Here is a 19,635-nt window from a genome sequence, read left to right as displayed (position 1 = left end):
GGCTGGTTTCTACATCCAACTTCTTTACGAGGAGAGAATTTAGCGATCGCTATAGTTTGTCTACGAAAACGAGGTAAGCGCGATCGCCAAAAATGCAAATTTTATATCTATTCCCCGTAGTTACCGCCAGTAACTTTACCTCGAAAAACAATGTACTGGTAGAGATTGTAAAAGAGCATCACAGGGATAAGAAAGCCAATAAAAATGATCATAATCACCAGCGAACTGGGATCGGCTGCTGCTTCATAGATAGTGATTTCAGTGGGAATGATGTAGGGAAAGACAATCAATCCTAAACCAATAAACGACAGCACGAACAGGAGAATAGTCCAAACCAAAGGTGCTCTTTCTTCTTTACGGTTGAGACTGCTAAGGAGTTGCGAAATCAACACCACTCCCAGTAGGGGAATGACGGCAAAGATAAAAACTAGGGGTGGTTGAAACACACGCAACCTAGCACTTTCATAAAATATCGGCGTCGTAATCGTGATAAAAATCGCGCCAATCATTGTTGTCCAAGCAGCGATTTTGGCAGTTTTATAGTGAGTTTCCTGCAATTCACCGGTGGTTTTCCATACAAGATAGGTGGAACCAATTAGTACATATCCCTGAATTAACGTCAAAGCCACCAATAACGATGGTAGGCTCAGCCAGTCCCAAGTTGTGCCGATAAAGTGTCCCGCCTCATCAACTGTAATACCTTTTAGCACAGCACCAAGAGCGAATCCTTGACCAAGTGCTGCTGCAAAACTACCAGCCCCAAAGGCAAAATTCCAAAATAATTTGCGGTTTGCTAACTCCCGAAACTCAAATGCTACACCCCGAAAGATGAACCCAAACACCATCACGAGAATGGGGATGTATAGAGCATTCAAAATTGTGCTGTAGGCTAAAGGAAATGCCCCAAAAAGTCCCCCCGCCATCAAAACTAGCCAAGTTTCGTTGGCATCCCAAATATTGCTCAAGCTGGTCATCAAGATGCTCCGGCGTTCATCATCGGAGGAGGTAAGAGATAATATACCTACCCCTAAATCAAATCCATCGAGCATCACGTAGAGGAATAAAAAGAGAGCTAAAATTACAAACCAGACTTGAGGAAGAAAATACTTTAGCGTCTCCATATAATTACTTACTGTTGTGCTTCTACAGGGCGTTCATCTGGAACAAACTCTCCAGGGGTAGTATCTACCGCCGGTTTGGTAATTTCCACGCCTGGTACTGGCAGATCGAGATTTGGCCCTCTACGGATAATGCGGCTACCAAAATATAAGACTGCAATAAATAAAAAGCTGTAAACTATTGCAAAGCTAGTTAGTGAGACTAAGACATTGCTAGCGGGCAGACGAGAAGCAGCATCAACTGTGCGAATTTGCCCGTAAAGAGTCCACGGCTGTCGTCCCACACAGCGCACAATCCAGCCTGAATCTACAGCGATATATCCCAAAGGAGCCGCAAATACCCAGGCCCACATCAACCATTGCTGCTGGGTAATATTTTCTGCTGAGAGCTTGCCACGTAACCATTGCAGCGTACTCAACAGCATCAATCCAGCGAAGAAAAAGCCAATGGCAATCATGGTGCGAAAAGCGTAGTAAATTAAACCCACCATGTGAGGACGATCCTCTGGTTTCCACTCTTTTAATCCGCGTACTGGTTCAGAGAGATTCTTTTTGAATTCCAGAATGTATCCCAGCGCATTGGGAACAGTGATTTCCCAATCATTTTTCTGTGCCTTTTCGTTGGGTATAGCTACCAGGCTCCAATCAGCAGGTTGTCCAGCAGGTGAAGATTCCCATTGGGCTTCCATTGCTGCCAGTTTTGTGGGTTGATAGTGATAGACTTGTTCACCACTCAAGTGACCGATGTAGATTTGTAAAGGGGCAACTGCGATCGCAGCTGCTAAGGCAATCTTCAAAGATTGTGAAAAGAAAGCTTGATGGCGTCTTTGGGTAATGTACCAGGCGCTAATTCCACCAATAACAAACAAAGAAGTCTCCAGTGTGGCAAAAAACATGTGCAGCACACTATTAACCATGAACGGATTTAAAATTGCCTGAAAATAATCGCTGACAATAAATTTGCCATTAACCATTTCTCCACCCGCTGGAGTTTGCATCCAGGAATTTGCTGTCAAAATCCACAGGGTTGAGAGGTTAGCGCCAACAGCAACCAAAATGGTAGCAAGATAATGAATAGTAGGATTGACGCGCTCCCAGCCAAATAACATAATCCCTAAAAAAGCAGCTTCGAGCATGAATGCCCAAGAAGCCTCAAAACCGATGACGCTACCGAAAAAGTTACCTACCGCTTCGGAGAAAGGTGCCCAATTGGTGCCAAACTGAAATTCCATAGGGATGCCTGTTGCTACACCAATCCCAAAGTTCAGAATGTAGAACTTAGCCCAAAAGCGGGCATGGAGATAATAGTCTGGATTACGAGTTTTTAGCCATAGTCCTTCAACAATGACTAAATAAATCCCCATTCCTGTAGTCAGGACAGGCCAAAGCATGTGGAATAATGCAGTTAGTGCAAACTGCATGCGTGATAGCACAACTGAATCGGATAAAAATTCCACGAATCTTCTCCATTAGCTAGCCACACTTAACAGGATAAACGTTTCAATGCTCAGACTGCGGCATTAAAAGTTTACGCTTGCATTACTTAAATCTTTTTTTTGACAGTGCCACAACTGTATACAAAGATTTGGTTTTAAGAATTAAACCAAGGGAATAGACTTGACAAAATGACACTATTTGTACAGCAAAAAAATAGACAATGCCGATACTGAAAATGGGTTAAGCCGGCATTGCCCTTCTTAAATATGCAAATCTAATCTATAGAAAAGAGTGATGAGCTTTTAGTTAAATCAACTCAAAATTTGATTACTCCCACTCAATGGTTCCAGGCGGCTTGGAAGTGATGTCATAAACCACTCGATTAACACCTTTCACCTCATTTACAATCCGGGTGGAAATTACTTCCAACACATCGTAAGGCACACGCGCCCAATCAGCAGTCATGCCATCTTCACTGGTAACAATCCGCAGGACAATTGGATAAGCGTATGTACGTTGATCACCCATGACTCCAACACTGCGAATTGGTAGCAATACAGCAAACGCTTGCCAGAAATCATGATACATGCCACGTTGGTTAATTTCTTGCCGCACAATCAAATCGGCATCGCGTAAGATGTTTAACCGCTCAGCGGTGACTTCGCCCAGAATGCGAATTGCCAAACCAGGGCCGGGAAAAGGTTGCCGTTGAACAATTTCTTCTGGTAGACCAATAGAACGCCCAACTTTGCGGACTTCATCTTTAAACAGTTTCCGCAGTGGTTCGACTAGTTTAAATCGCAGGTCTTTGGGCAACCCACCAACATTATGATGGCTCTTGATTTTCACCGCTACCCGTTCACCAGTTTGGGGATCAACGTTGGTGTCAGCGGATTCGATTACATCTGGGTAAAGAGTGCCTTGAGCCAAATAGTCAAACTGACCGAGGCGTTTGGATGTTTCTTCAAATACACGGATGAATTCATGTCCGATGCGACGGCGCTTTTCTTCGGGGTCTGTGACACCATCAACTATCGCCAGGAAGCGATCGCGAGCATTCACATATTCTACTGGAATATGAAATTGTTCTTGAAATAGTTTCAATAACCGTTCTGGCTCTAATTTACGCATAAAGCCTTGGTCGATAAACACACAAGTCAGTTGGTCGCCAATTGCTTTATGCAGTAAGAAGGCTAGGGTAGAAGAATCCACTCCGCCTGACAGTGCTAACAACACCCGCTTCTCGCCAACTCTGGCACGAATTTCTCGAATCGCTTCTTCGACAAAAGCTGCTGTTGTCCACGTGGGTTCACAATCGCAGATGTGGTAGACAAAGTTACGGATTAATGCTAAACCACCAATGGAATGTACTACTTCTGGATGGAACTGAACGCCATAAAGTTTCTTTTCATGGTCTGCAATGGCAGCACAGGGAGTATTTTCTGTATGTGCCAATAATTCAAACCCTGGTGGCATTTGCGTCACTGAGTCTCCGTGACTCATCCACATGGTAGTGCCATCTTCGACATTAGTGAGTAAGTCTGTGGGATCATCTATGTATAATGATGCTTTGCCATACTCACCTCGCTCAGCCTTTGCCACTTCCCCACCGAGTTGGCTTACCATCAACTGCATACCGTAACACACACCTAAGATGGGTATTCCCAAATTCCAGATTTCTGGGTCACAATGGGGAGCGTTATCACCGTAAACTGAATTCGGGCCACCAGAGAAGATGATCCCTTTAGGATTGAGTTGGCGTAAATGTGCAGCTGTAGTACGATAGGACAGGACTTCGGAATATACTTGAGTTTCGCGGATGCGACGGGCAATCAGTTCAGAATATTGAGAACCGAAATCCAGAATCACAACCAATTGGCGATCAAGTCGTCTAAAATTTTCTAATGTCTGAGGCGCTTGTTCTGTTAGTAGAGTCACCGCTGTATTCATGACCGGTAGATGTATGTCTGTTAAGGAAAATTGTCGCTTTGGTGTCTAACGTGTTACCATTTCGCTGCCTGGTCAGGCTGATAATGGTATGAAGAATTTGTGCAAACGTAAACTTAAGTGCGTCTGCTGAGGTTATAAGTCTGAAATGGTATTAAAACGATAAACTTACCCTAGAGTGGCTACTGAAAAAATTATTTATTTGGATTGTTTACGATTATTCATAATAAATTAACATAGTTTTTCCATCACCAGAGCAGCAGTTTGGCTCTTTACAATAATTTTGCGATCGCGGTCAAACAGAACAGAGCCACAGACAGTTATCTGTACACCACGGTCACTATGGCTTTTGATGTATTCTTGAGAACGAGTATCAATGGTTTCGGCGATCGCACTGTAAACTTGGTTTACCCAATCACTGCCAGTTGAGACATCGAGCGATCGTAAGTATGTCAGTGCTGCTTCAGCTGTAGCACTAGCAAATACTACTTGTATATCTGACGACTTTAACCCGGCTAGAGCGCAGTGTGCTGCCAGAATTTCCCGGCGTCCATCAGCAACGTGGTGATGAGTATGAAAAATCCCCCCTGCCAGTTTCATCAGTTTGCCGTGATAGCCAAATAATAAAATTCCTTTAACGCCTAGTACATCGGCTTCTACTAACATTGGCCCAAGCCAGTTAGCAGTTTTTACTAATTTTTCGGGATTAATACCTAGTTTACGCGCCAAATCTAGGCCGTTCTCGCCGATACAGAATACCAAACTTTCAAAACGACTGGCTTTATCTTGTAACTCAGCCCGAAAAGCTGCAAGCTGATCAGGTGTACTCAAAGGCTGAGAAATGCCGCTTGTACCCAACAGCGAAAGTCCTTCAACAACACCAAAGGCCGCATTTGAAGTACGAACAGCAAGCGATCGCCCCTCCGGTAAAATAATTGTCACCGTAATTTTTTCTCCCGGTTCCAACATCGGTTGCAAATTCGCTTGTAACAACTGATGAGCGTAACTGTAAATTGCAGGCTTGTTATCATAATTTAGCTGTTTGCCAATTCCTTCCCCCCCTTGAATAATTACAGCTTCTTCCCCCTCCTCTCGCAATTCCACCATTGCCCAAATCGGTGTATCTCTAGTTAAGTCAAGATTATCACCAGGGTCACTGCGAGCGATCGCTAAAGCCATATTCTCAGATAGTCCTGCTACCTGTTCAATTGGTATTTCTGCAATTTGAGCGGGTTCAATCAAATCTATAGACGCAACTTTTAGGGGTTGGCGATCGCGTAGCCAGTGTAAAGCTGCAACAGCAGCAGCACAAGCAAATACGGGGAGTGTGTATCCAGAACAGGACATTTTTTAAATTCAAAAGTTAAAAGAATTCTTCAAAATTGAAGATAGTTAGACCCAACTACTACTGTAGAGCGTTTAACATCCGAACGACTAAGTACCTGCGACACCCTCAACATCCCCACAGGCGGCGTTCGTCTGTCCGCTGCATTGGGTTGTTAGACCACGCCAGAATCAACCATCTGATATTCTACTAGCATGAATCTCACGAATTTTTTCGCCACAGACCATTTTGATCCAATCTTGACGACTGATCTTTTGCAGTTGGCACTCTGCATCAATACTTTTCAGTAATTCCAGTGGAAAGGCAATATTGATTTGTTGCTTTACTTGAAAATGACCTGTGAAATGCTCAGAGACATCCACCCCTGAATAAGCTTGCTGAGCAATTTCCTCGATATCTTTAATTTCAGTAGACTCGCTGCTCATAGCTTCTACGCTCCTGTTTCGTTGATTTCCAGGCTGTGACAACCCAAATGTACTCTCCTACTTTATCGGCTCGATATTCAACAATGAATGTTGTCAATTGTCCATCCGCAAAACCGATAATTCGATATTGTTCTGGTAGCTCAGAACGTTGGTCTTCGAGATAAGGAGTGTAGAGCAAATCATTCAACTGACCAAAGTCAATGTCACGTTCTGCGAAAACTTGCTGTCGTTTTGCTTCATCCCACCGAACACGCATCAAATAGGTGAAATAGCTATAGGAAACTACTTTTATCCTTTTTATGCTATCCCATTTTTCCGTAAACCTGAACTGCTGTTTGATGCCCTTATCAGGTAAGGCGACAGCGACGCAGATTGCCTTTGCGACTTAAGCAACCATATTGGTATGTTCCGGTGCAACGACTTGTGATGAGGCTGGCAATCGGCACATTAGAACGACGTTCATTCCCCTGGAAATATAGTTCTCAAATCGCTCACGTAATAGGTCTGGAACCTCAATTGGCGCAACTACTTGAAATCCTGCTTCTTGATAGAATGATCGCAGATGCTGCCAAGGAATACAGTAACAAACTTGATCGACAAGTTGATCGGTACATGCTTTAAGTAGCTGCGTGCCAACACCCTGACGCTGAAACGGAGCTAAAACCTGCATACCTCGAAGCACAAAGAACCCAGTATCTGGACACAAACGTACTGCACCAACAATTTTTTCCTCTAGTTGAGCAATGAGTATCAAATCTTCTTCCAGTGTGCTCAGATCACCTCCATAACCACACTTGCTGTAAAAAACTTTAATAGCTTCAGTATTATGCAGCTTTGCTTGGCTAATTTTCACCATATTGCTCACGAAATGGGTTAACCTCCCACTTGCTCCTATTACTTTGGCAGTGAGGATAAGCTCAAAATGTTGCTCTACCAAAAATCCTAAACTACTTTAACTTTGAACACGAAAAGACAGATTCTTAACTACGCCATCACCAAAAGACGAAGCGGCTCAACTGTAAGGTTGAGCCGCCGCAGATAACCTTTGGCTCTCACAAATCACTCTTGGTCGGTCGGCTCCAACGCAGTGTTAGCCTGCTGACTACCGCCTCTTGCTGCTTCTAGCTTTTGGCGAATCACTGCTTGAACCTTCTCATCAAAATCGGCATCGTCGGGGCTTGCAACAATCCTACGCGGACGCTGATTAATCCTGTCCAAGTATGCCTGAAAAGCAGATTCATCCCCGCGATGCTTGAGAAAATACTGTTTCAATTCAACATTAGACATTGAATCGTAATTAATTCGGCTCACCAGACAACTCTCCGTTGGGTAAAATTTGGAATTCAATCTCTTGGTCATACCCAGCAAGGATGTATATATTACGAGTCCGATTATCAACGCAAATGAGGTATATGGGCTGAAGCATGATATTACCTCAGTTGATAGCTAATACGATACAAACTTGCTAGTTGAGCAGCAGTAGGCATTTCACTTGATTACACCACCTGTTGCCCATTTTAGCAGTTGGCTTTGCTCAACTTTGAAATTTATACCCTATGTTTTTTCTCAAAGTGCGTCACCGAACAGCCCGTCGTAGACATCGCTCCATCAACAATCTCAAAGTCAGCCTTTCCGCAAAATTACGTAGCTTGCTTCTCACTGGAGGCGAGTATTACGTTAGCGTAGCCTTAGCGATGTAGGAGCGCCATTACGAATTGGTAATTATAGCGTTTCCTAAGCAACTGAGGTACACCCCAATCTTCTTTACCAAGGTTAATAGCTTTAAAAACGTACCTCACTAGGTCGGGAACCGCTATAGTTAAACACCTGCTTCTAACAAGAGAGCCTGCATAGCTTCCCAAGAGAGTCCTTGTTGAATATAACGAGGTGCTTCGGGATTGTAAGGACTTGCTATGCGATCAATGCTGAGAATTTTTGCTCCATCTGGCAGCACAGGCACATCTGCATCAAATGCCGTGGGGTGCATCAAAGAACTGGAAAAGCCTTTAAAAATAACAATTTTGTCTTGCTCATCAGCAATTGCCACCGCCACAATTAAGACTTCTTGCTGACGTTTGGCAGTGTATTGTTCCAGTCGCTTGCAAATCGAATTCATTTTTGAATTTTGAATACTTCGGTGACGCAGCGACGGTTACTGTTGTGTCGCTGAGCGTCCCTGCTTACCCAGCTTTATGAGAACAAAGTAGCTCAAGTAGATTACATAAACTACTAAACTAATTATGGCAAGAAAGCCTAAAAACCCAGGCTTAGTATTAGGATGAAAGTATTCCTTGAATAGTAAAGGGGCCTCGAACCAGAGGCGACAATAGGGAGCATTTGCCACGTTTTGGGAAAAAGCACAACCTAAAAAAGGGATAAAAGCTAGTGCGCCCAAAATACAATACACACTCATAGCCCAGCGCCAAGAGGTAAAAACCAGTTTCAACACTCCACTAGTTTGATACTCAATCTCATCGTTTATATCTACCCAGAACCACAGTGAAATGGGGATCAGTATCAAACCCATCAACCCAGAGATAAAGCTAACTGGATACTGGGCAATCATTAAATAAATCGTGATTGCCAGTAAGCTTGATACTCGCCAGTAAATACCTAATAAGCGTTGTATCCCTTCGACTTTTTGCACAAACGCCCAAATCAAGAGAATTAGGGGAATAATTACGGCAAATAACACTGCCAATCGGTAGTCAATCCAGATGAAAGGGCGAAGCCAAATATCATTCATGATTTTTCTTAGACGATAAATAAAATATTTTTAGCCAAAAGAGAGTATCAATAATCGCGATCGCTATCAGCTATTAGCTGGCTAGTAGTTTATATATCTTACATAACAGTTTGATCAAACCAAACAGCCCAGAGGTTAGGCACATTACTGCGGCTATATCCCAGTGATCACCAGAGAAAAGCAGTATAGCGGTTCACGCCGATGAAGGAGGATAATTTTACTGCTTCAAATTTCGTCCCTTCTCTGTTAAACAAAAAACAAGCAACTAAAAGTTCCTAAACTTAAATCTTGCTCTTACCTTCAGTAGTATTAAGGAGAGTTTCAAAACTCATCCTAATCTACTATGCATTCGGCACTCCTACACAAATCTCCATTTTTTAAAAGCTAAAAGAAAGTCTTTAAACCTCCCAAACTCTTGAGTAATCACCAAGTTTCTACTACTTGGGGATGATGATTCTGGGTAAGTGAGATATTGTATGGGAGTGGCGTGAAAGCTCAAGATATAAGTAAATAGCTCCTAGTTGCTTGCCGACCAAACGAACAGAAAGTTCACCAACTAAATATCTAGTCTTCGTAAACCCGGCACTCAGCTGCCTCTGGGTTGTCATCACAGTACTGTTCTAGAGAGTTTTTTGGCTTACTTTGGCGCTTGTGGGAAGCTTCGGCTTGTAATTCTTCTACTGCATCCCAAGCCGCAGCACACTCTGGTGAGTTGCTACCTGCCGCATCACAGACAGCACGAGCTTCTTCCACTTCTTCATGAATTTTTTCTTGGATGTCGCTGTTTGCTTTTTCTTGGATGTTGGTCATTTTTTTAGTCTCGTTGTGAGTTGTTAATACTAGTATAGAAAAACTTCAAAAATGGCTACTTTTGGCTCTATGGCTCACCATTCTAATCACTTAAGCTGATAAGTTAGTGTTTGAGCCTGATGATCCATATACTAATACAGCACACTGCCGCATCTATACTGCATTCACCTTTATCTTTTAAGATTTTGTGGAGCCAGTACTACAGATGAACAATCATACAATATATTTAGATGCATATATTAGGGAATGACAACTCCAGTCTCCAAGGATTAAGAGATAAAAAGGCTGGAGTCAACTCTTATAAGATGCAATTGTTCTCAAAAGAAAAAATCAAAAACTACTAACGTCAACAGAGAAAAAAGCCCAAAACTCATGGCAGACCAAATGCAGTGGGCAAACGCCCTATCAACCCGTCATTCTTTGGAAGCAGCTGTTACAGATGTGGTGGAACGAGCTGTCTCATCGTTAACAGCACCTCCAGATTTAGGGCTGGTATTTATTTCGTCTGCTTTTACGAGTGAGTATTCCCGACTCTTACCCTTGTTGGCTGAGAAACTTTCTGTACCAGTGCTAATTGGCTGTAGTGGTGGAGGTGTGATTGGGACAACAGTTAGTGGAGAAACTCAAGAACTGGAAGCTGAACCAGCCATTAGCTTAACTTTGGCGCACCTGCCAGGGGTAAAAGTTCAAGTTTTTCATATTATCGCTGAAGAATTGCCCGACTTAGATAGTCCGCCAGATGCGTGGCTAGATTTGATTGGTGTGCCACCATCACCAACACCCCAGTTTATCTTGCTGTCAAGTTCTTTCTCTTCTGGAATTAACGACTTATTGCAAGGGTTAGATTTTGCCTATCCTGGATCGGTGATCGTGGGGGGACAGGCTAGTGGCGGGGGTATGGGTGGTAGGATTGCCCTATTTTGTAACGATCGCCTGTATCGTGACGGTACGGTTGGTATAGCTTTGAGTGGCAATATTGTTATGGAAACAATTGTGGCCCAAGGATGCCGACCAATTGGCAAACCGTTGCAGGTAACAAAAGCTGATCGCAATATTATCCTAGAGTTGGATGAGCAAGTACCGCTGATTGTATTGCGAGATTTAATTGCCAATCTCAGTGAAAAAGAAAAGACTTTGGCACAACACTCTCTGTTTGTCGGTGTGGCAATGGATGAGTTTAAGCTTTCTTTGCAACAGGGAGACTTTTTAATTCGCGGCATCCTAGGAGTAGATCCAACAGCAGGGGCGATCGCAATTGGCGATCGCGTTCGTCCTGGTCAACGCCTGCAATTCCACCTGCGCGATGCCGAAGCCTCTGCCGAAGACTTGGAATTACTCCTACAAAGCTATCAACACCAACGAGACTCTGAACCCTCTGCCGTAGCTGCCTTGATGTTTGCCTGTCTGGGAAGAGGTGAAGGACTTTATGGCAAACCCAATTTTGATTCAGAGCTATTTAGGCGTTACCTTCAAGATATTCCTGTAGGTGGTTTTTTCTGTGGCGGTGAAATTGGCCCAGTTGGTGGCAGAACTTTTTTACACGCCTACACTTCAGCATTTGGAATTTGCCGCCAAATCAGCACTCCTTTCCAGTAAGAGTGTAGTGTTGTTATCAATCAAAGTCAGAGTTCCACTAGTAGCAATACCTGCGGTGGGCTGCGTTAATGCACTATATGTCTGAATGTAGCGCCGCACTTCTAGGGGAAAGTGGGGACAGTCAAAAACAGCATCTCCATTGGCAATAGTTGCCCAGAAGTCTCGCAAACCAGGAGCTAGTTCTTTTGCTTGGGATAATGTGAGGTTTAGGGGGGGATGAGTTAACAGCTTAACTATAAATGGGAAAGAGCGATCGCCCATCCACTGCCGCGATGACTCTTGCAAGTCAGGAAAATCAGGTATTGACTCTACCCTATGTGATAAAATTTGCAACCATTCTCTACCTAAGTTATTTCGATGAAACTCTAACACCCGATAAGGATGAGGATAGCTGACTAAAGAACCAGTGGTGATATCATATACTCCTTGCGAGCAAGCAATATCCTGAACATGTAAATGTCCGGTAAATACTAGCCTGACTCCATAATGTCGTAGCAGCTGCAACAGTTCTGGTGCATTTTCCAACATATAGCGGTTTCCGATGGGATGACGCGATTGATTGGGCAAATGCTCGACAACATTGTGATGCACCATCACCAAGACTAATTCATCCCCAGCCGCCGCTAATACCTCTTCTAACCACCTTAGCTGTTTAGTATCCAAACGCCCCACCTGCTCACCTTGGTCATTAAAAGAGTTTGAATTCAGTCCAATTATCCTCACTCCAGGTAACAACTGACGAGTGTAGTAAATTTGCTGGGGATTATCATAGCCAGATTTAGAGTAATAGTAGGGGAAATCGGCAAAAGAAATTGATTGCTGATCTGCCATTAACACCGGAACGTCATGATTACCAGGAACAACATAGACGGGAAAAGGTAGCTGAGCTAATCTTTGTTGCAACCAAGTGTGGTTTTCCGGTTCGCCATGCTGAGTTAAATCTCCTGGAAGCAAGAGGAAATCTAAATCGAGTTGTGTTAAATGTTCTAATACACTTTCAAATGCGGGGATACTAACTTCCACCAAATGAAAACGGCTAGGATGATTCCAGATTGTGTGGGGAAGCGCAAGATGTAAGTCACTTACTATCGCAAAGCGAAAATTGAGGGTCATTGATTTAATAAAATGTTAAAAGTAGAGGGTTAAAACAACTCTTTTCCAAAGAGTATAACCTTTGCTTTGTTTCCCTGCTGAGTAACGTGTCTACTTAACATTTATATACATTGAAAAATGATTACACAATATAGTATACCTCAAAATCACCGCAGTTATAAACGTCGGAAGTGAGGATTTAAGCGTCTTTCAAAATTAAAAATTAAGTAAACCTATTTTCTACATTTTGACCGCTAATTCCTTGATGGTACAAGCCTCCAGATTTATCTATGGAATCAATCAAAAATCTAAAATTCCATAATTTCTTATTAATGGTACAAGCCCCTAGATCTATCTGTGGAATCAATCAAAAATGTAAAAATAAATAGATGGTAACTTGTCAGTTATGGCAATATGTAATTGTTTTTCAAGTTGAATATAGCTTTTGGTTTGTCAAATTGAAAAGAGAGAATATCAAGGGGCGAGACTCGATTCAAGCTCAGAGGATCACAGGAAATTTTTACGTAGAGGAGAGTAAATTTTGGCAACTGTCCGAGTCCGCCAACATGTTAACCCACTTGCCAACAAGTATCAAACGCCAGCAAGTCCCCTTGAATGGGAAAAAGTTTATGCAAAGCTAAACCAACCGCTACATCTAGATATTGGCTGCGCTAAAGGACGCTTTTTATTAGATACGGCAAAGATAGAACCCAACTGGAATTTTCTCGGTTTGGAAATTCGGGAACCGCTGGTAGTAGAAGCGAATAAGTTGCGCTCTGAGTTGGGTTTAACAAATCTGCACTACTTGTTTTGCAATGTGAATAACTCATTGCGATCGCTTTTATCTTCCCTCCCCACAGGAACTTTGCAGCGCGTTACTATTCAATTCCCCGATCCTTGGTTTAAAACTCGCCACGCCAAACGTCGTGTAGTGCAACCAGAATTAGTGGCGGAATTAGCTAATTATCTCGTAGTTGGGGGAGTTGTATTTCTGCAATCAGATATAGAATTTGTGGCTGTGGAAATGCGCGATCGCTTTGCTGCTCACCCAGCTTATCAGAGCAGCACAGAAGAATGGCTAGCAGAAAATCCGCTACCAGTCCCAACAGAACGAGAAACAAGTGTTATGTCGCGGGGTGAGCCTGTTTATCGAGCTTTGTTTGTCCGGCGAGAAGTTGTGAATTCTGACTTATGACAAATGACAAACAATGATTTTATCGGGCTAGTAGCCTCGTATATCTACGCCTTTGGCCTGCTTATCGTTGGCGAGGGACTGCGTAGACTGTTTGATGTCCAGCCAGATTTGACCCGCAAAGTGATTCATATTGGTGCAGGAATGTGGGTTTTCGGCGTCCTGCTGCTATTTAACCACTGGGAAATCGGAATTATACCCTTTGCTACGTTTATCGGACTTAATTACCTGTTCTATCGCTACAGACTTGTTGGTGCAATGGATACCGAGGACAGTTCACCCGGCACAGTTTATTTCGCTGTCTCGGTGACGTTGCTGTTCGGGTTACTGTGGCGACCAGATGGGCCTACAGATAATGCCCCAATTGCTGTAGCTGGGATAATGGCAATGACCTGGGGTGATGCTCTAGCAGCATTAATCGGTAGGCGCTTCGGGCAGCATAAATATCAGGTAGGAAATTCTGTGCGTTCTTGGGAAGGATCAGCAGCAATGTTTGTGGCGAGTACAACTGCCATATTTTTGGTACTGTTGCTACTACCTGGTTCATCTCTTAGCCCTCTAGCAACGCCCTTAGGTTTGGGACAGGCTTTTCTAGTGGCCCTAGTAAGTGCTACTTTCGCAACCCTAGCAGAGGCAGTCTCACCCCACGGTACAGATAACCTCAGCGTGCCACTAGTAGCAGCAGGGGTCGCGTGGATTGTAATGCAGCGTTTTTGACTTGGACAAGGGCGGAGGGGCGGAGGGGCAGAGGAGCTGAGGAGCAGGAGAATGGAGTTTTTATGCTTGTTCACGAAGCTCAAAGGCTCGTGAATGAAGTTCTGAGATGGATGAACGAGTCAGAACTTACGCACTCAGATCCCCCAACCCCCTTAGAAAGGGGGCTTTAGACGTTCCCCCCTTTTTAAGGCTACGGTGTACACACAAGTCTTTTAGAGTTGCCCCACAGGCTTTTGATCCCCCCAACCCCCCTTCAAAAGGGGGGCAAAAACCTCTCAAAGTCCCCCTTTTAAGGGGGATTTAGGTGGATTTACAACGATTTTAGTTTTGTACACACAAGTCTTTTAGAGTTGCCCCACAGGCTTTTGATCCCCCCAACCCCCCTTCAAAAGGGGGGCAAAAACCTCTCAAAGTCCCCCTTTTAAGGGGGATTTAGGAGGATTTACAACGATTTTAGTTTTGTACAGAGATGTGTGTACACCGTAGCTTTTTAAGGGGAGCCAGCGCGGTCTTGGGGTCTCCCCAAGTGGAGCGACTGGCGTGGGTTAGGGGGGATCAGGGTTTCAGGCTTCAGTGCGTAAGTCCTACGAGTATCAAAGACTCATTAACGGAGTTCCGAGGTGGATGAACGAGTATCAAAGACTCGTTAACGGAGTTCCGAGGTGGATGAACGAGTATCAAAGACTCGTTAACGGAGTTCAAAGGTAGATGAACGAGTATCAAAGACTCATTAATGGAGTTCAAAGGTGGATTAATCCAGTTCCAACTTTCCTCTGCTCCCATGCCCCTCAGCCCCTCAGCCCCCTACTTCCCGTCTCTTACTCACAAATTCCAATTACGGCGGAAATAAAAGAAACCTTCTAGAAACTCTTGCAAAGCAGTGTTGCTATTTAACCTTTGCTTACTCCACTCTCTTGCAGTTTGTTCCAAAATTTCTGAGAAACTGGGATAGACGGGAGATAAATTTGCTAGATGCCTGACCCTAATTTTTTGGGACATTGCCAAGGCAATCAAATTAATTAACTCCCCAGCTTCTATCCCCAATATTGAAGCTCCCAAAATTTCACCGTTACGTAGCACAATTAATTTACAGATACCAGTGGTTTCGTCTTGTAGTTGGGCTGCTGCCACTGTTTTAAAATATTGCCGCAAAACTAAAACTTCATCTTGACTAAATTGGCGTTTTGCTTGCGCTTCTGTAAATCCCACTTGCGCCAGCATTGGCTGAGAAAATACCGCCCAAGGAATGCATCGATAGTTGACTTTGAGCCTGGGAAAAAAGAGGGCATTTTTCAGAGCGATTTTCGCTTCACAATTGGCGACATTGGCAAAGTCATAACCACCAATTACATCACCACAACCATAAATACGCTGGTTAGTGGTTTGCAGTTTATCATTCACCACTAAGCGACGCTGATGCCATTTCACGCCTACTGTTGCCAAATTCAGAGATTCAAGATTTGGTTGCTGTCCAGTCGCTACCAAAATCTCATCAGTTTCAATCGCTTTATCTCCTGCCTGTACCCACTTTTTATCCTCGATTCGCCTTACCTGAGTTACTAGTTTTTCCGTGAGTACGCGCACGCCATCGACTTCCAACTGTGCTTGAAGTAGTACGGCTATTTCGGGATCAATATTAGGCAGAATATAAGGATATTTGACTACCAACGTGACGCTACAGTCTAACTTTGCTAAAGTCTGAGCTATTTCAATACTCTGGGGAATACCGCCGATAATTACCCAATTTTTAGGTAATGTCCTTTCATTTAAAGATTGCCAAATATCAGACAGGGTAAGGTAGCCAGTAGCTTGCAATCCGTCAATTTCTGGAATCGCTGGACGGGAACCGCTGGCTAGCAAGTAGGTACGTGCGCGTAATGGGCGATTGTTGACAACAAAAGCTAGTTGAGGTGAGGATTGAAATTGACCACTGCCAACTATGACATCAACGCCTTGCGCGGCTAGGATGGCGGGAGAATTATGTTCTTGGATATTTGAAACAACGCCGTGAGTGTAAAGCATTGCTTCTTGCCATGCCACATATCTGTCGCATGTTTGTGAACTATTAGCGCATGTGCTATTGATGCCAAAACCAGCTACATCACCCCTATTCTGCGCGAGGTTGCTAATTTCGTTAATAGCCTTATGATAAATGAATCCGTAATTTACTTTGGATTCTACCAAGGCAACTGTGGCGCGTAGTTGGGTCGCAGCAAGGGCAGCGTAGTGTCCAGCAAGACTGCCACCGATAATTACGACATCGTAGTCAATAGTCATTGGTCATTGGTCAGTGGGCATTGGGCATTGGGCATTGGGAAATAACTGACAACTAACAGTGGGGGCACTGCTGTGCCCCTATGAACTGACAAAAAACTCAGCACTCAGCACTCAGCACTGACTGTAGTGCTTTTAGTAAGCGCTGATTATCGGACTCAGAACGTATAGCAACCCGGAAAAAGCGATCGCCTAGTTCTTTAAAACTAAGGCAATCGCGGATTAAAATCTGGTGATGCTTAAGTAATTGCTGCTGCAACTGCGAAGTAGCCTGTTTTGACTCAACCAGTAAAAAGTTAACAGCACTTTCTTGAGGATGCAATCCTGAAATTGAGGTTAAACCCTGAAAGAGTTGGCTTCGTGCAGGTGGTAGCCATGTCCAGGTTTGCTGTTGAAACTCTGTATCCTGGATTGCTGCAATTGCAGCTGCAGCCGCCAGTGTGTTTACAGGCCAGGGGTCACGCCATAACTGCCATTTAGCCAGGCGGTCGGGGTGAGCGATCGCATATCCTAACCTGAGTCCTGGGAGACTGTAGAATTTTGTTAGCGATCGCAATATTACTAAATTCGCATATTCCTGCACTACAGAAATCAGACTTTGTTCCTCATCGGGAGGCACAAAATCCATAAACGCCTCATCCACCACTACTAAAGCAAACTGCTCTAGGTAGGGCAAAATCGATTCGCGCGAAAATAGCTTCCCCGTTGGGTTGTGTGGATTATTCAGCAACAGTCCACAGTGAGTGTTGAGTGCTGAGTCACCGAAGTTTGGAGCGGAGGAAACCTCCGCTCCAACTTCTCGCTGAGTGCTGAGTAAAACTGGTAACTCAAAACTCAGCACTCGTTGCTCAGAACTCATTAAGGGACACTCCAGAACTTTAGCGTTATACGCTGCCAGGGTTCGGTAGTAGTCGCCAAAGGCTGGAGTGATTAACATTACTGCGGCTAATTGCGCCAATTCCCTACCTGCCAAAGTAAGTAATTCTGCTGAGCCATTACCCGGCAGAATCCACTCAGGCGGCAGTTGATGGAAGTGACTGAGAGCTAGTCTCAGTTCACTGTAATTTGGATCTGGATAGTGCTTAAGATTACCAATTTGGGACTGAATAGCAGCGATCGCGCTGTTTGGCGGCCCCAAAGGGCTGATGCTAGCAGAAAAATCCAGAATAGCATCAGGGGGACAGCCAGCCAGTGCTGCTGCCCAGGCTAAATTTCCCCCGTGTGCTGGTTGCCGCATCAAAAAAAGATTCCCAAAGACAGAACCTATGATTTTGGGGGTGCTACCCTTTCTCTAAACAGCTTTCCTGCCGAGAAGGCAGGCACTTTTGTTGCCGGAATTTCCATTTTTTCGTTTGTTTTTGGATTTCGACCTTCACGGGCTTTACGTTCCCGTGATTCAAAAGAGCCGAATCCCACCAGCGTTACCTTATCGCCAGAGGAAACAGCTTCAATGATCGTTTCTAAAGCGGCTGTTAAAACTGCATCGGCTTGTTTCTTGGTAACACTAGCCTTTTCAGCTACGGCATCAACTAATTCACCTTTGTTCATAATGAGACTCCTTGAGGTTTATTTGAGATTCTCTACGGATGTACCCTGATACATCTTTACTAAAATCTCTGTTTGGAGAAATACAAAAGTCATCCTTTGGGAGTATTTTTACTCAAGATCGCTGTAAATCCCATCGGCTCGACTTTTCAATGAATCATTCTAAGGTGTTGTAGCCTGTAGTGGATAGATGAAACCATTAATTTATATAGATTTCAGGATTTTTTGTAGTTTTAGGGTGGTTGTTTCACCAAAAACACCACAAAATTAGGAAAAAATACCTAGTAAAAACCCCTGTTGCCAGAAAAACAGAGAAGTGAAGGAGTGGGGGATAGGAGATAACTGGTCAGTGTTTGTTAGGTTTAATTACTCATATAGAAGTTTTATTAACTAGATTACAAATTACGTAAAGCCTGCGGCATAGCTGTGTTTAGAGCGTAGCGGGGCGAAGCCCATTACGAATTAGTAATTATTTGAAACGGACTCAGTTTTAACTGATATTTTGCACTAGTTTCAACAACCGCCATAGGTTAAAAACCTATGGCTTATCGCGAAAGTCCTCTTCAGAGGACTAAATTACTTCCAGACTTTGGTTTTCAGTCCACTTGAGTGGACTTTGGCTTATTAGCCTGGAACTTTGAGTTCCAGGCGGATACTGGCGCTAATTGAAAATGGTGCAAGTTATGAATTTCAACTAATAAGTAGCTAGGTGTAAATAAATTAAAGCTTGTAGTCGGGACTTTAGTCCTGATAATCCTTGTTTTGATTGATAAATCACTCACTACGAACTGGGATTTTATTTTATGTTTAATTATGCCTACCTACTTACCAGAAATTTTTTGTCGCACCCAAGCACGAAAAGCACGGGTAGCAGCAATTTCCCCATCTTTTTTAGCCTGTTGCATAAACCGGGGAATCTCCTTGACTGATAAAGGTGTAAAAGTAGGGCTGGTTTGGGTTTCTGAGTATTGTCCACCTTCAAGCGCGTAAAGCCGCAATACGCTGCCGTTATAACGCCAGAATTCCGGGACTCCCATCGCAGCATAAAGCTTAAACTTGTCTATTGCAGACCTGGAATATTCTATCTCCAGTACAAGGTCTGGAGGCGGGTCAGTGGCTATATCAATATTTTCTTTGTCTCGAACTAGCGATTCGTTTTGGATGTAGTAGCTACTATCTGGCTCGGCTCCTCGCTCTAAGTCATCCCGCGTCAAAGTCAGTGAACCAGCACGTTTAACTATTACGCCGTAAGTCCCCCACTGAATTCTGTACGACGCTCGATGACTCGCTAACGCTTCGCTATCGGAATCAGTGGCGGGATATAAGGCGGTTGATAAGGATTGCATCTAATATTAATTTTTTGCACAGCAAAGACAAATATTAGATGTATG

General features: G+C 43.8%; 21 protein-coding genes. 4 read left to right on the top strand and 17 right to left on the bottom strand.

Going from position 1 to position 19,635, the window contains the following annotated elements:
• Positions 1 to 107: 107 nt before the first annotated feature.
• From cydB to HCR01_RS39960, 9 genes are all read right to left on the bottom strand, one after another.
• On the bottom strand, positions 108 to 1,121 hold the full coding sequence (gene cydB, locus HCR01_RS13635) for a cytochrome d ubiquinol oxidase subunit II (RefSeq protein WP_193196691.1): 1,014 nt from the start codon (positions 1,119 to 1,121) through the stop codon (positions 108 to 110).
• Positions 1,122 to 1,129: 8 nt separating this feature from the next.
• The gene (locus tag HCR01_RS13630; RefSeq protein WP_193196690.1) at positions 1,130 to 2,575 is read right to left on the bottom strand and encodes a cytochrome ubiquinol oxidase subunit I; all 1,446 of its coding nucleotides are present in this window, start codon (positions 2,573 to 2,575) and stop codon (positions 1,130 to 1,132) included.
• A gap of 307 nt (positions 2,576 to 2,882) precedes the next feature.
• Positions 2,883 to 4,505: a glutamine-hydrolyzing GMP synthase gene (gene guaA, locus HCR01_RS13625; protein WP_193196689.1), complete on the bottom strand. Its 1,623-nt coding sequence runs from the start codon at positions 4,503 to 4,505 to the stop codon at positions 2,883 to 2,885.
• A 228-nt stretch (positions 4,506 to 4,733) separates the two neighbouring features.
• Positions 4,734 to 5,849: a cobalt-precorrin-5B (C(1))-methyltransferase CbiD gene (gene cbiD / locus HCR01_RS13620; RefSeq protein ID WP_193196688.1), complete on the bottom strand. Its 1,116-nt coding sequence runs from the start codon at positions 5,847 to 5,849 to the stop codon at positions 4,734 to 4,736.
• A gap of 168 nt (positions 5,850 to 6,017) precedes the next feature.
• Positions 6,018 to 6,272 carry a hypothetical protein gene (locus HCR01_RS13615; protein WP_193196687.1) on the bottom strand — a complete coding sequence of 85 codons (255 nt, stop codon included), beginning with the start codon at positions 6,270 to 6,272 and terminating at the stop codon, positions 6,018 to 6,020.
• Positions 6,253 to 6,528, bottom strand: coding sequence for a hypothetical protein (locus HCR01_RS13610; protein ID WP_193196686.1), 276 nt, complete (start codon positions 6,526 to 6,528; stop codon positions 6,253 to 6,255). The genes HCR01_RS13615 and HCR01_RS13610 overlap by 20 nt, the downstream gene beginning before the upstream one ends.
• 129 nt (positions 6,529 to 6,657) lie before the next feature.
• Positions 6,658 to 7,128 carry a GNAT family N-acetyltransferase gene (locus HCR01_RS13605; RefSeq protein WP_193196685.1) on the bottom strand — a complete coding sequence of 157 codons (471 nt, stop codon included), beginning with the start codon at positions 7,126 to 7,128 and terminating at the stop codon, positions 6,658 to 6,660.
• Between the two features lie 203 nt (positions 7,129 to 7,331).
• Entirely contained in the window at positions 7,332 to 7,583 is a 252-nt protein-coding gene (locus HCR01_RS13600) for a DUF6887 family protein (RefSeq protein WP_193196684.1), read from the bottom strand.
• Complete coding sequence (locus HCR01_RS39960; RefSeq protein WP_264299904.1) at positions 7,570 to 7,698, bottom strand: DUF6888 family protein; 129 nt, start codon at positions 7,696 to 7,698, stop codon at positions 7,570 to 7,572. Before HCR01_RS39960 ends, HCR01_RS13600 begins: the two co-directional genes overlap by 14 nt.
• A gap of 130 nt (positions 7,699 to 7,828) precedes the next feature.
• On the opposite strand from HCR01_RS39960, the gene HCR01_RS38625 reads away from it, so the two are divergent.
• Complete coding sequence (locus HCR01_RS38625) at positions 7,829 to 7,972, top strand: hypothetical protein (protein WP_226889310.1); 144 nt, start codon at positions 7,829 to 7,831, stop codon at positions 7,970 to 7,972.
• 119 nt (positions 7,973 to 8,091) lie between these two features.
• Here the strand turns inward: HCR01_RS38625 and HCR01_RS13590 are convergent, their stop codons facing one another.
• The 3 genes from HCR01_RS13590 to HCR01_RS13580 form a co-directional block, all read right to left on the bottom strand.
• Positions 8,092 to 8,388, bottom strand: a complete 297-nt coding sequence (locus HCR01_RS13590) for a hypothetical protein (protein ID WP_193196683.1) — start codon at positions 8,386 to 8,388, stop codon at positions 8,092 to 8,094.
• A gap of 36 nt (positions 8,389 to 8,424) precedes the next feature.
• On the bottom strand, positions 8,425 to 9,018 hold the full coding sequence (locus HCR01_RS13585; RefSeq protein ID WP_226889309.1) for a DUF3177 family protein: 594 nt from the start codon (positions 9,016 to 9,018) through the stop codon (positions 8,425 to 8,427).
• A gap of 564 nt (positions 9,019 to 9,582) precedes the next feature.
• Complete coding sequence (locus HCR01_RS13580) at positions 9,583 to 9,828, bottom strand: Calvin cycle protein CP12 (RefSeq protein ID WP_162398606.1); 246 nt, start codon at positions 9,826 to 9,828, stop codon at positions 9,583 to 9,585.
• 372 nt (positions 9,829 to 10,200) lie between these two features.
• On the opposite strand from HCR01_RS13580, the gene HCR01_RS13575 reads away from it, so the two are divergent.
• The gene (locus tag HCR01_RS13575; protein ID WP_193196682.1) at positions 10,201 to 11,424 is read left to right on the top strand and encodes an FIST N-terminal domain-containing protein; all 1,224 of its coding nucleotides are present in this window, start codon (positions 10,201 to 10,203) and stop codon (positions 11,422 to 11,424) included.
• On the opposite strand, the gene HCR01_RS13570 is transcribed toward HCR01_RS13575, so the two are convergent.
• Positions 11,380 to 12,537 (bottom strand): metallophosphoesterase family protein, encoded by a 1,158-nt coding sequence (locus tag HCR01_RS13570; RefSeq protein ID WP_193196681.1) that lies wholly within the window; start codon positions 12,535 to 12,537, stop codon positions 11,380 to 11,382. The genes HCR01_RS13575 and HCR01_RS13570 overlap by 45 nt on opposite strands.
• Before the next feature lie 520 nt (positions 12,538 to 13,057).
• Here HCR01_RS13570 and trmB point away from each other — a divergent pair.
• Positions 13,058 to 13,711, top strand: coding sequence for a tRNA (guanosine(46)-N7)-methyltransferase TrmB (gene trmB / locus HCR01_RS13565; RefSeq protein WP_193196680.1), 654 nt, complete (start codon positions 13,058 to 13,060; stop codon positions 13,709 to 13,711).
• A 3-nt stretch (positions 13,712 to 13,714) separates the two neighbouring features.
• Positions 13,715 to 14,425 carry a diacylglycerol/polyprenol kinase family protein gene (locus HCR01_RS13560; RefSeq protein WP_193196679.1) on the top strand — a complete coding sequence of 237 codons (711 nt, stop codon included), beginning with the start codon at positions 13,715 to 13,717 and terminating at the stop codon, positions 14,423 to 14,425.
• Positions 14,426 to 15,247: 822 nt separating this feature from the next.
• On the opposite strand, the gene HCR01_RS13555 is transcribed toward HCR01_RS13560, so the two are convergent.
• From HCR01_RS13555 to HCR01_RS13540, 4 genes are all read right to left on the bottom strand, one after another.
• Positions 15,248 to 16,702 (bottom strand): dihydrolipoyl dehydrogenase family protein, encoded by a 1,455-nt coding sequence (locus HCR01_RS13555; RefSeq protein WP_193196678.1) that lies wholly within the window; start codon positions 16,700 to 16,702, stop codon positions 15,248 to 15,250.
• Between the two features lie 97 nt (positions 16,703 to 16,799).
• Entirely contained in the window at positions 16,800 to 17,936 is a 1,137-nt protein-coding gene (gene cobD / locus HCR01_RS13550; protein ID WP_193196677.1) for a threonine-phosphate decarboxylase CobD, read from the bottom strand.
• Between the two features lie 26 nt (positions 17,937 to 17,962).
• The gene (locus HCR01_RS13545) at positions 17,963 to 18,247 is read right to left on the bottom strand and encodes an HU family DNA-binding protein (RefSeq protein ID WP_015111786.1); all 285 of its coding nucleotides are present in this window, start codon (positions 18,245 to 18,247) and stop codon (positions 17,963 to 17,965) included.
• Positions 18,248 to 19,065: 818 nt separating this feature from the next.
• Positions 19,066 to 19,590, bottom strand: coding sequence for a Uma2 family endonuclease (locus HCR01_RS13540; RefSeq protein WP_193196676.1), 525 nt, complete (start codon positions 19,588 to 19,590; stop codon positions 19,066 to 19,068).
• Positions 19,591 to 19,635: the final 45 nt, after the last annotated feature.

The organism is Nostoc sp. MG11, from assembly GCF_014904695.1.
Classification (GTDB): Bacteria; Cyanobacteriota; Cyanobacteriia; order Cyanobacteriales; family Nostocaceae; genus Komarekiella.
The sequence above is the reverse complement of the archived record's forward strand: the minus strand, read 5'-3'. Positions and strand labels throughout refer to the sequence as shown.

Bases quoted from the DNA above. Each gene is read 5' to 3' on its own strand.
- HCR01_RS13615 (WP_193196687.1), bottom strand. From the start codon at position 6,272: ATGAGCAGCGAGTCTACTGAAATTAAAGATATCGAGGAAATTGCTCAG.
- cydB (WP_193196691.1), bottom strand. From the start codon at position 1,121: ATGGAGACGCTAAAGTATTTTCTTCCTCAAGTCTGGTTTGTAATTTTA.
- HCR01_RS13570 (WP_193196681.1), bottom strand. From the start codon at position 12,537: ATGACCCTCAATTTTCGCTTTGCGATAGTAAGTGACTTACATCTTGCG.
- guaA (WP_193196689.1), bottom strand. From the start codon at position 4,505: ATGAATACAGCGGTGACTCTACTAACAGAACAAGCGCCTCAGACATTA.
- HCR01_RS13605 (WP_193196685.1), bottom strand. From the start codon at position 7,128: ATGGTGAAAATTAGCCAAGCAAAGCTGCATAATACTGAAGCTATTAAA.
- HCR01_RS13555 (WP_193196678.1), bottom strand. From the start codon at position 16,702: ATGACTATTGACTACGATGTCGTAATTATCGGTGGCAGTCTTGCTGGA.
- HCR01_RS13590 (WP_193196683.1), bottom strand. From the start codon at position 8,388: ATGAATTCGATTTGCAAGCGACTGGAACAATACACTGCCAAACGTCAG.
- HCR01_RS13585 (WP_226889309.1), bottom strand. From the start codon at position 9,018: ATGAATGATATTTGGCTTCGCCCTTTCATCTGGATTGACTACCGATTG.
- HCR01_RS13560 (WP_193196679.1), top strand. From the start codon at position 13,715: ATGACAAACAATGATTTTATCGGGCTAGTAGCCTCGTATATCTACGCC.
- cbiD (WP_193196688.1), bottom strand. From the start codon at position 5,849: ATGTCCTGTTCTGGATACACACTCCCCGTATTTGCTTGTGCTGCTGCT.
- HCR01_RS13575 (WP_193196682.1), top strand. From the start codon at position 10,201: ATGGCAGACCAAATGCAGTGGGCAAACGCCCTATCAACCCGTCATTCT.
- HCR01_RS39960 (WP_264299904.1), bottom strand. From the start codon at position 7,698: ATGCTTCAGCCCATATACCTCATTTGCGTTGATAATCGGACTCGTAAT.
- HCR01_RS13580 (WP_162398606.1), bottom strand. From the start codon at position 9,828: ATGACCAACATCCAAGAAAAAGCAAACAGCGACATCCAAGAAAAAATT.
- HCR01_RS13545 (WP_015111786.1), bottom strand. From the start codon at position 18,247: ATGAACAAAGGTGAATTAGTTGATGCCGTAGCTGAAAAGGCTAGTGTT.
- HCR01_RS13540 (WP_193196676.1), bottom strand. From the start codon at position 19,590: ATGCAATCCTTATCAACCGCCTTATATCCCGCCACTGATTCCGATAGC.
- HCR01_RS13610 (WP_193196686.1), bottom strand. From the start codon at position 6,528: ATGCGTGTTCGGTGGGATGAAGCAAAACGACAGCAAGTTTTCGCAGAA.
- HCR01_RS38625 (WP_226889310.1), top strand. From the start codon at position 7,829: ATGTTTTTTCTCAAAGTGCGTCACCGAACAGCCCGTCGTAGACATCGC.
- cobD (WP_193196677.1), bottom strand. From the start codon at position 17,936: ATGCGGCAACCAGCACACGGGGGAAATTTAGCCTGGGCAGCAGCACTG.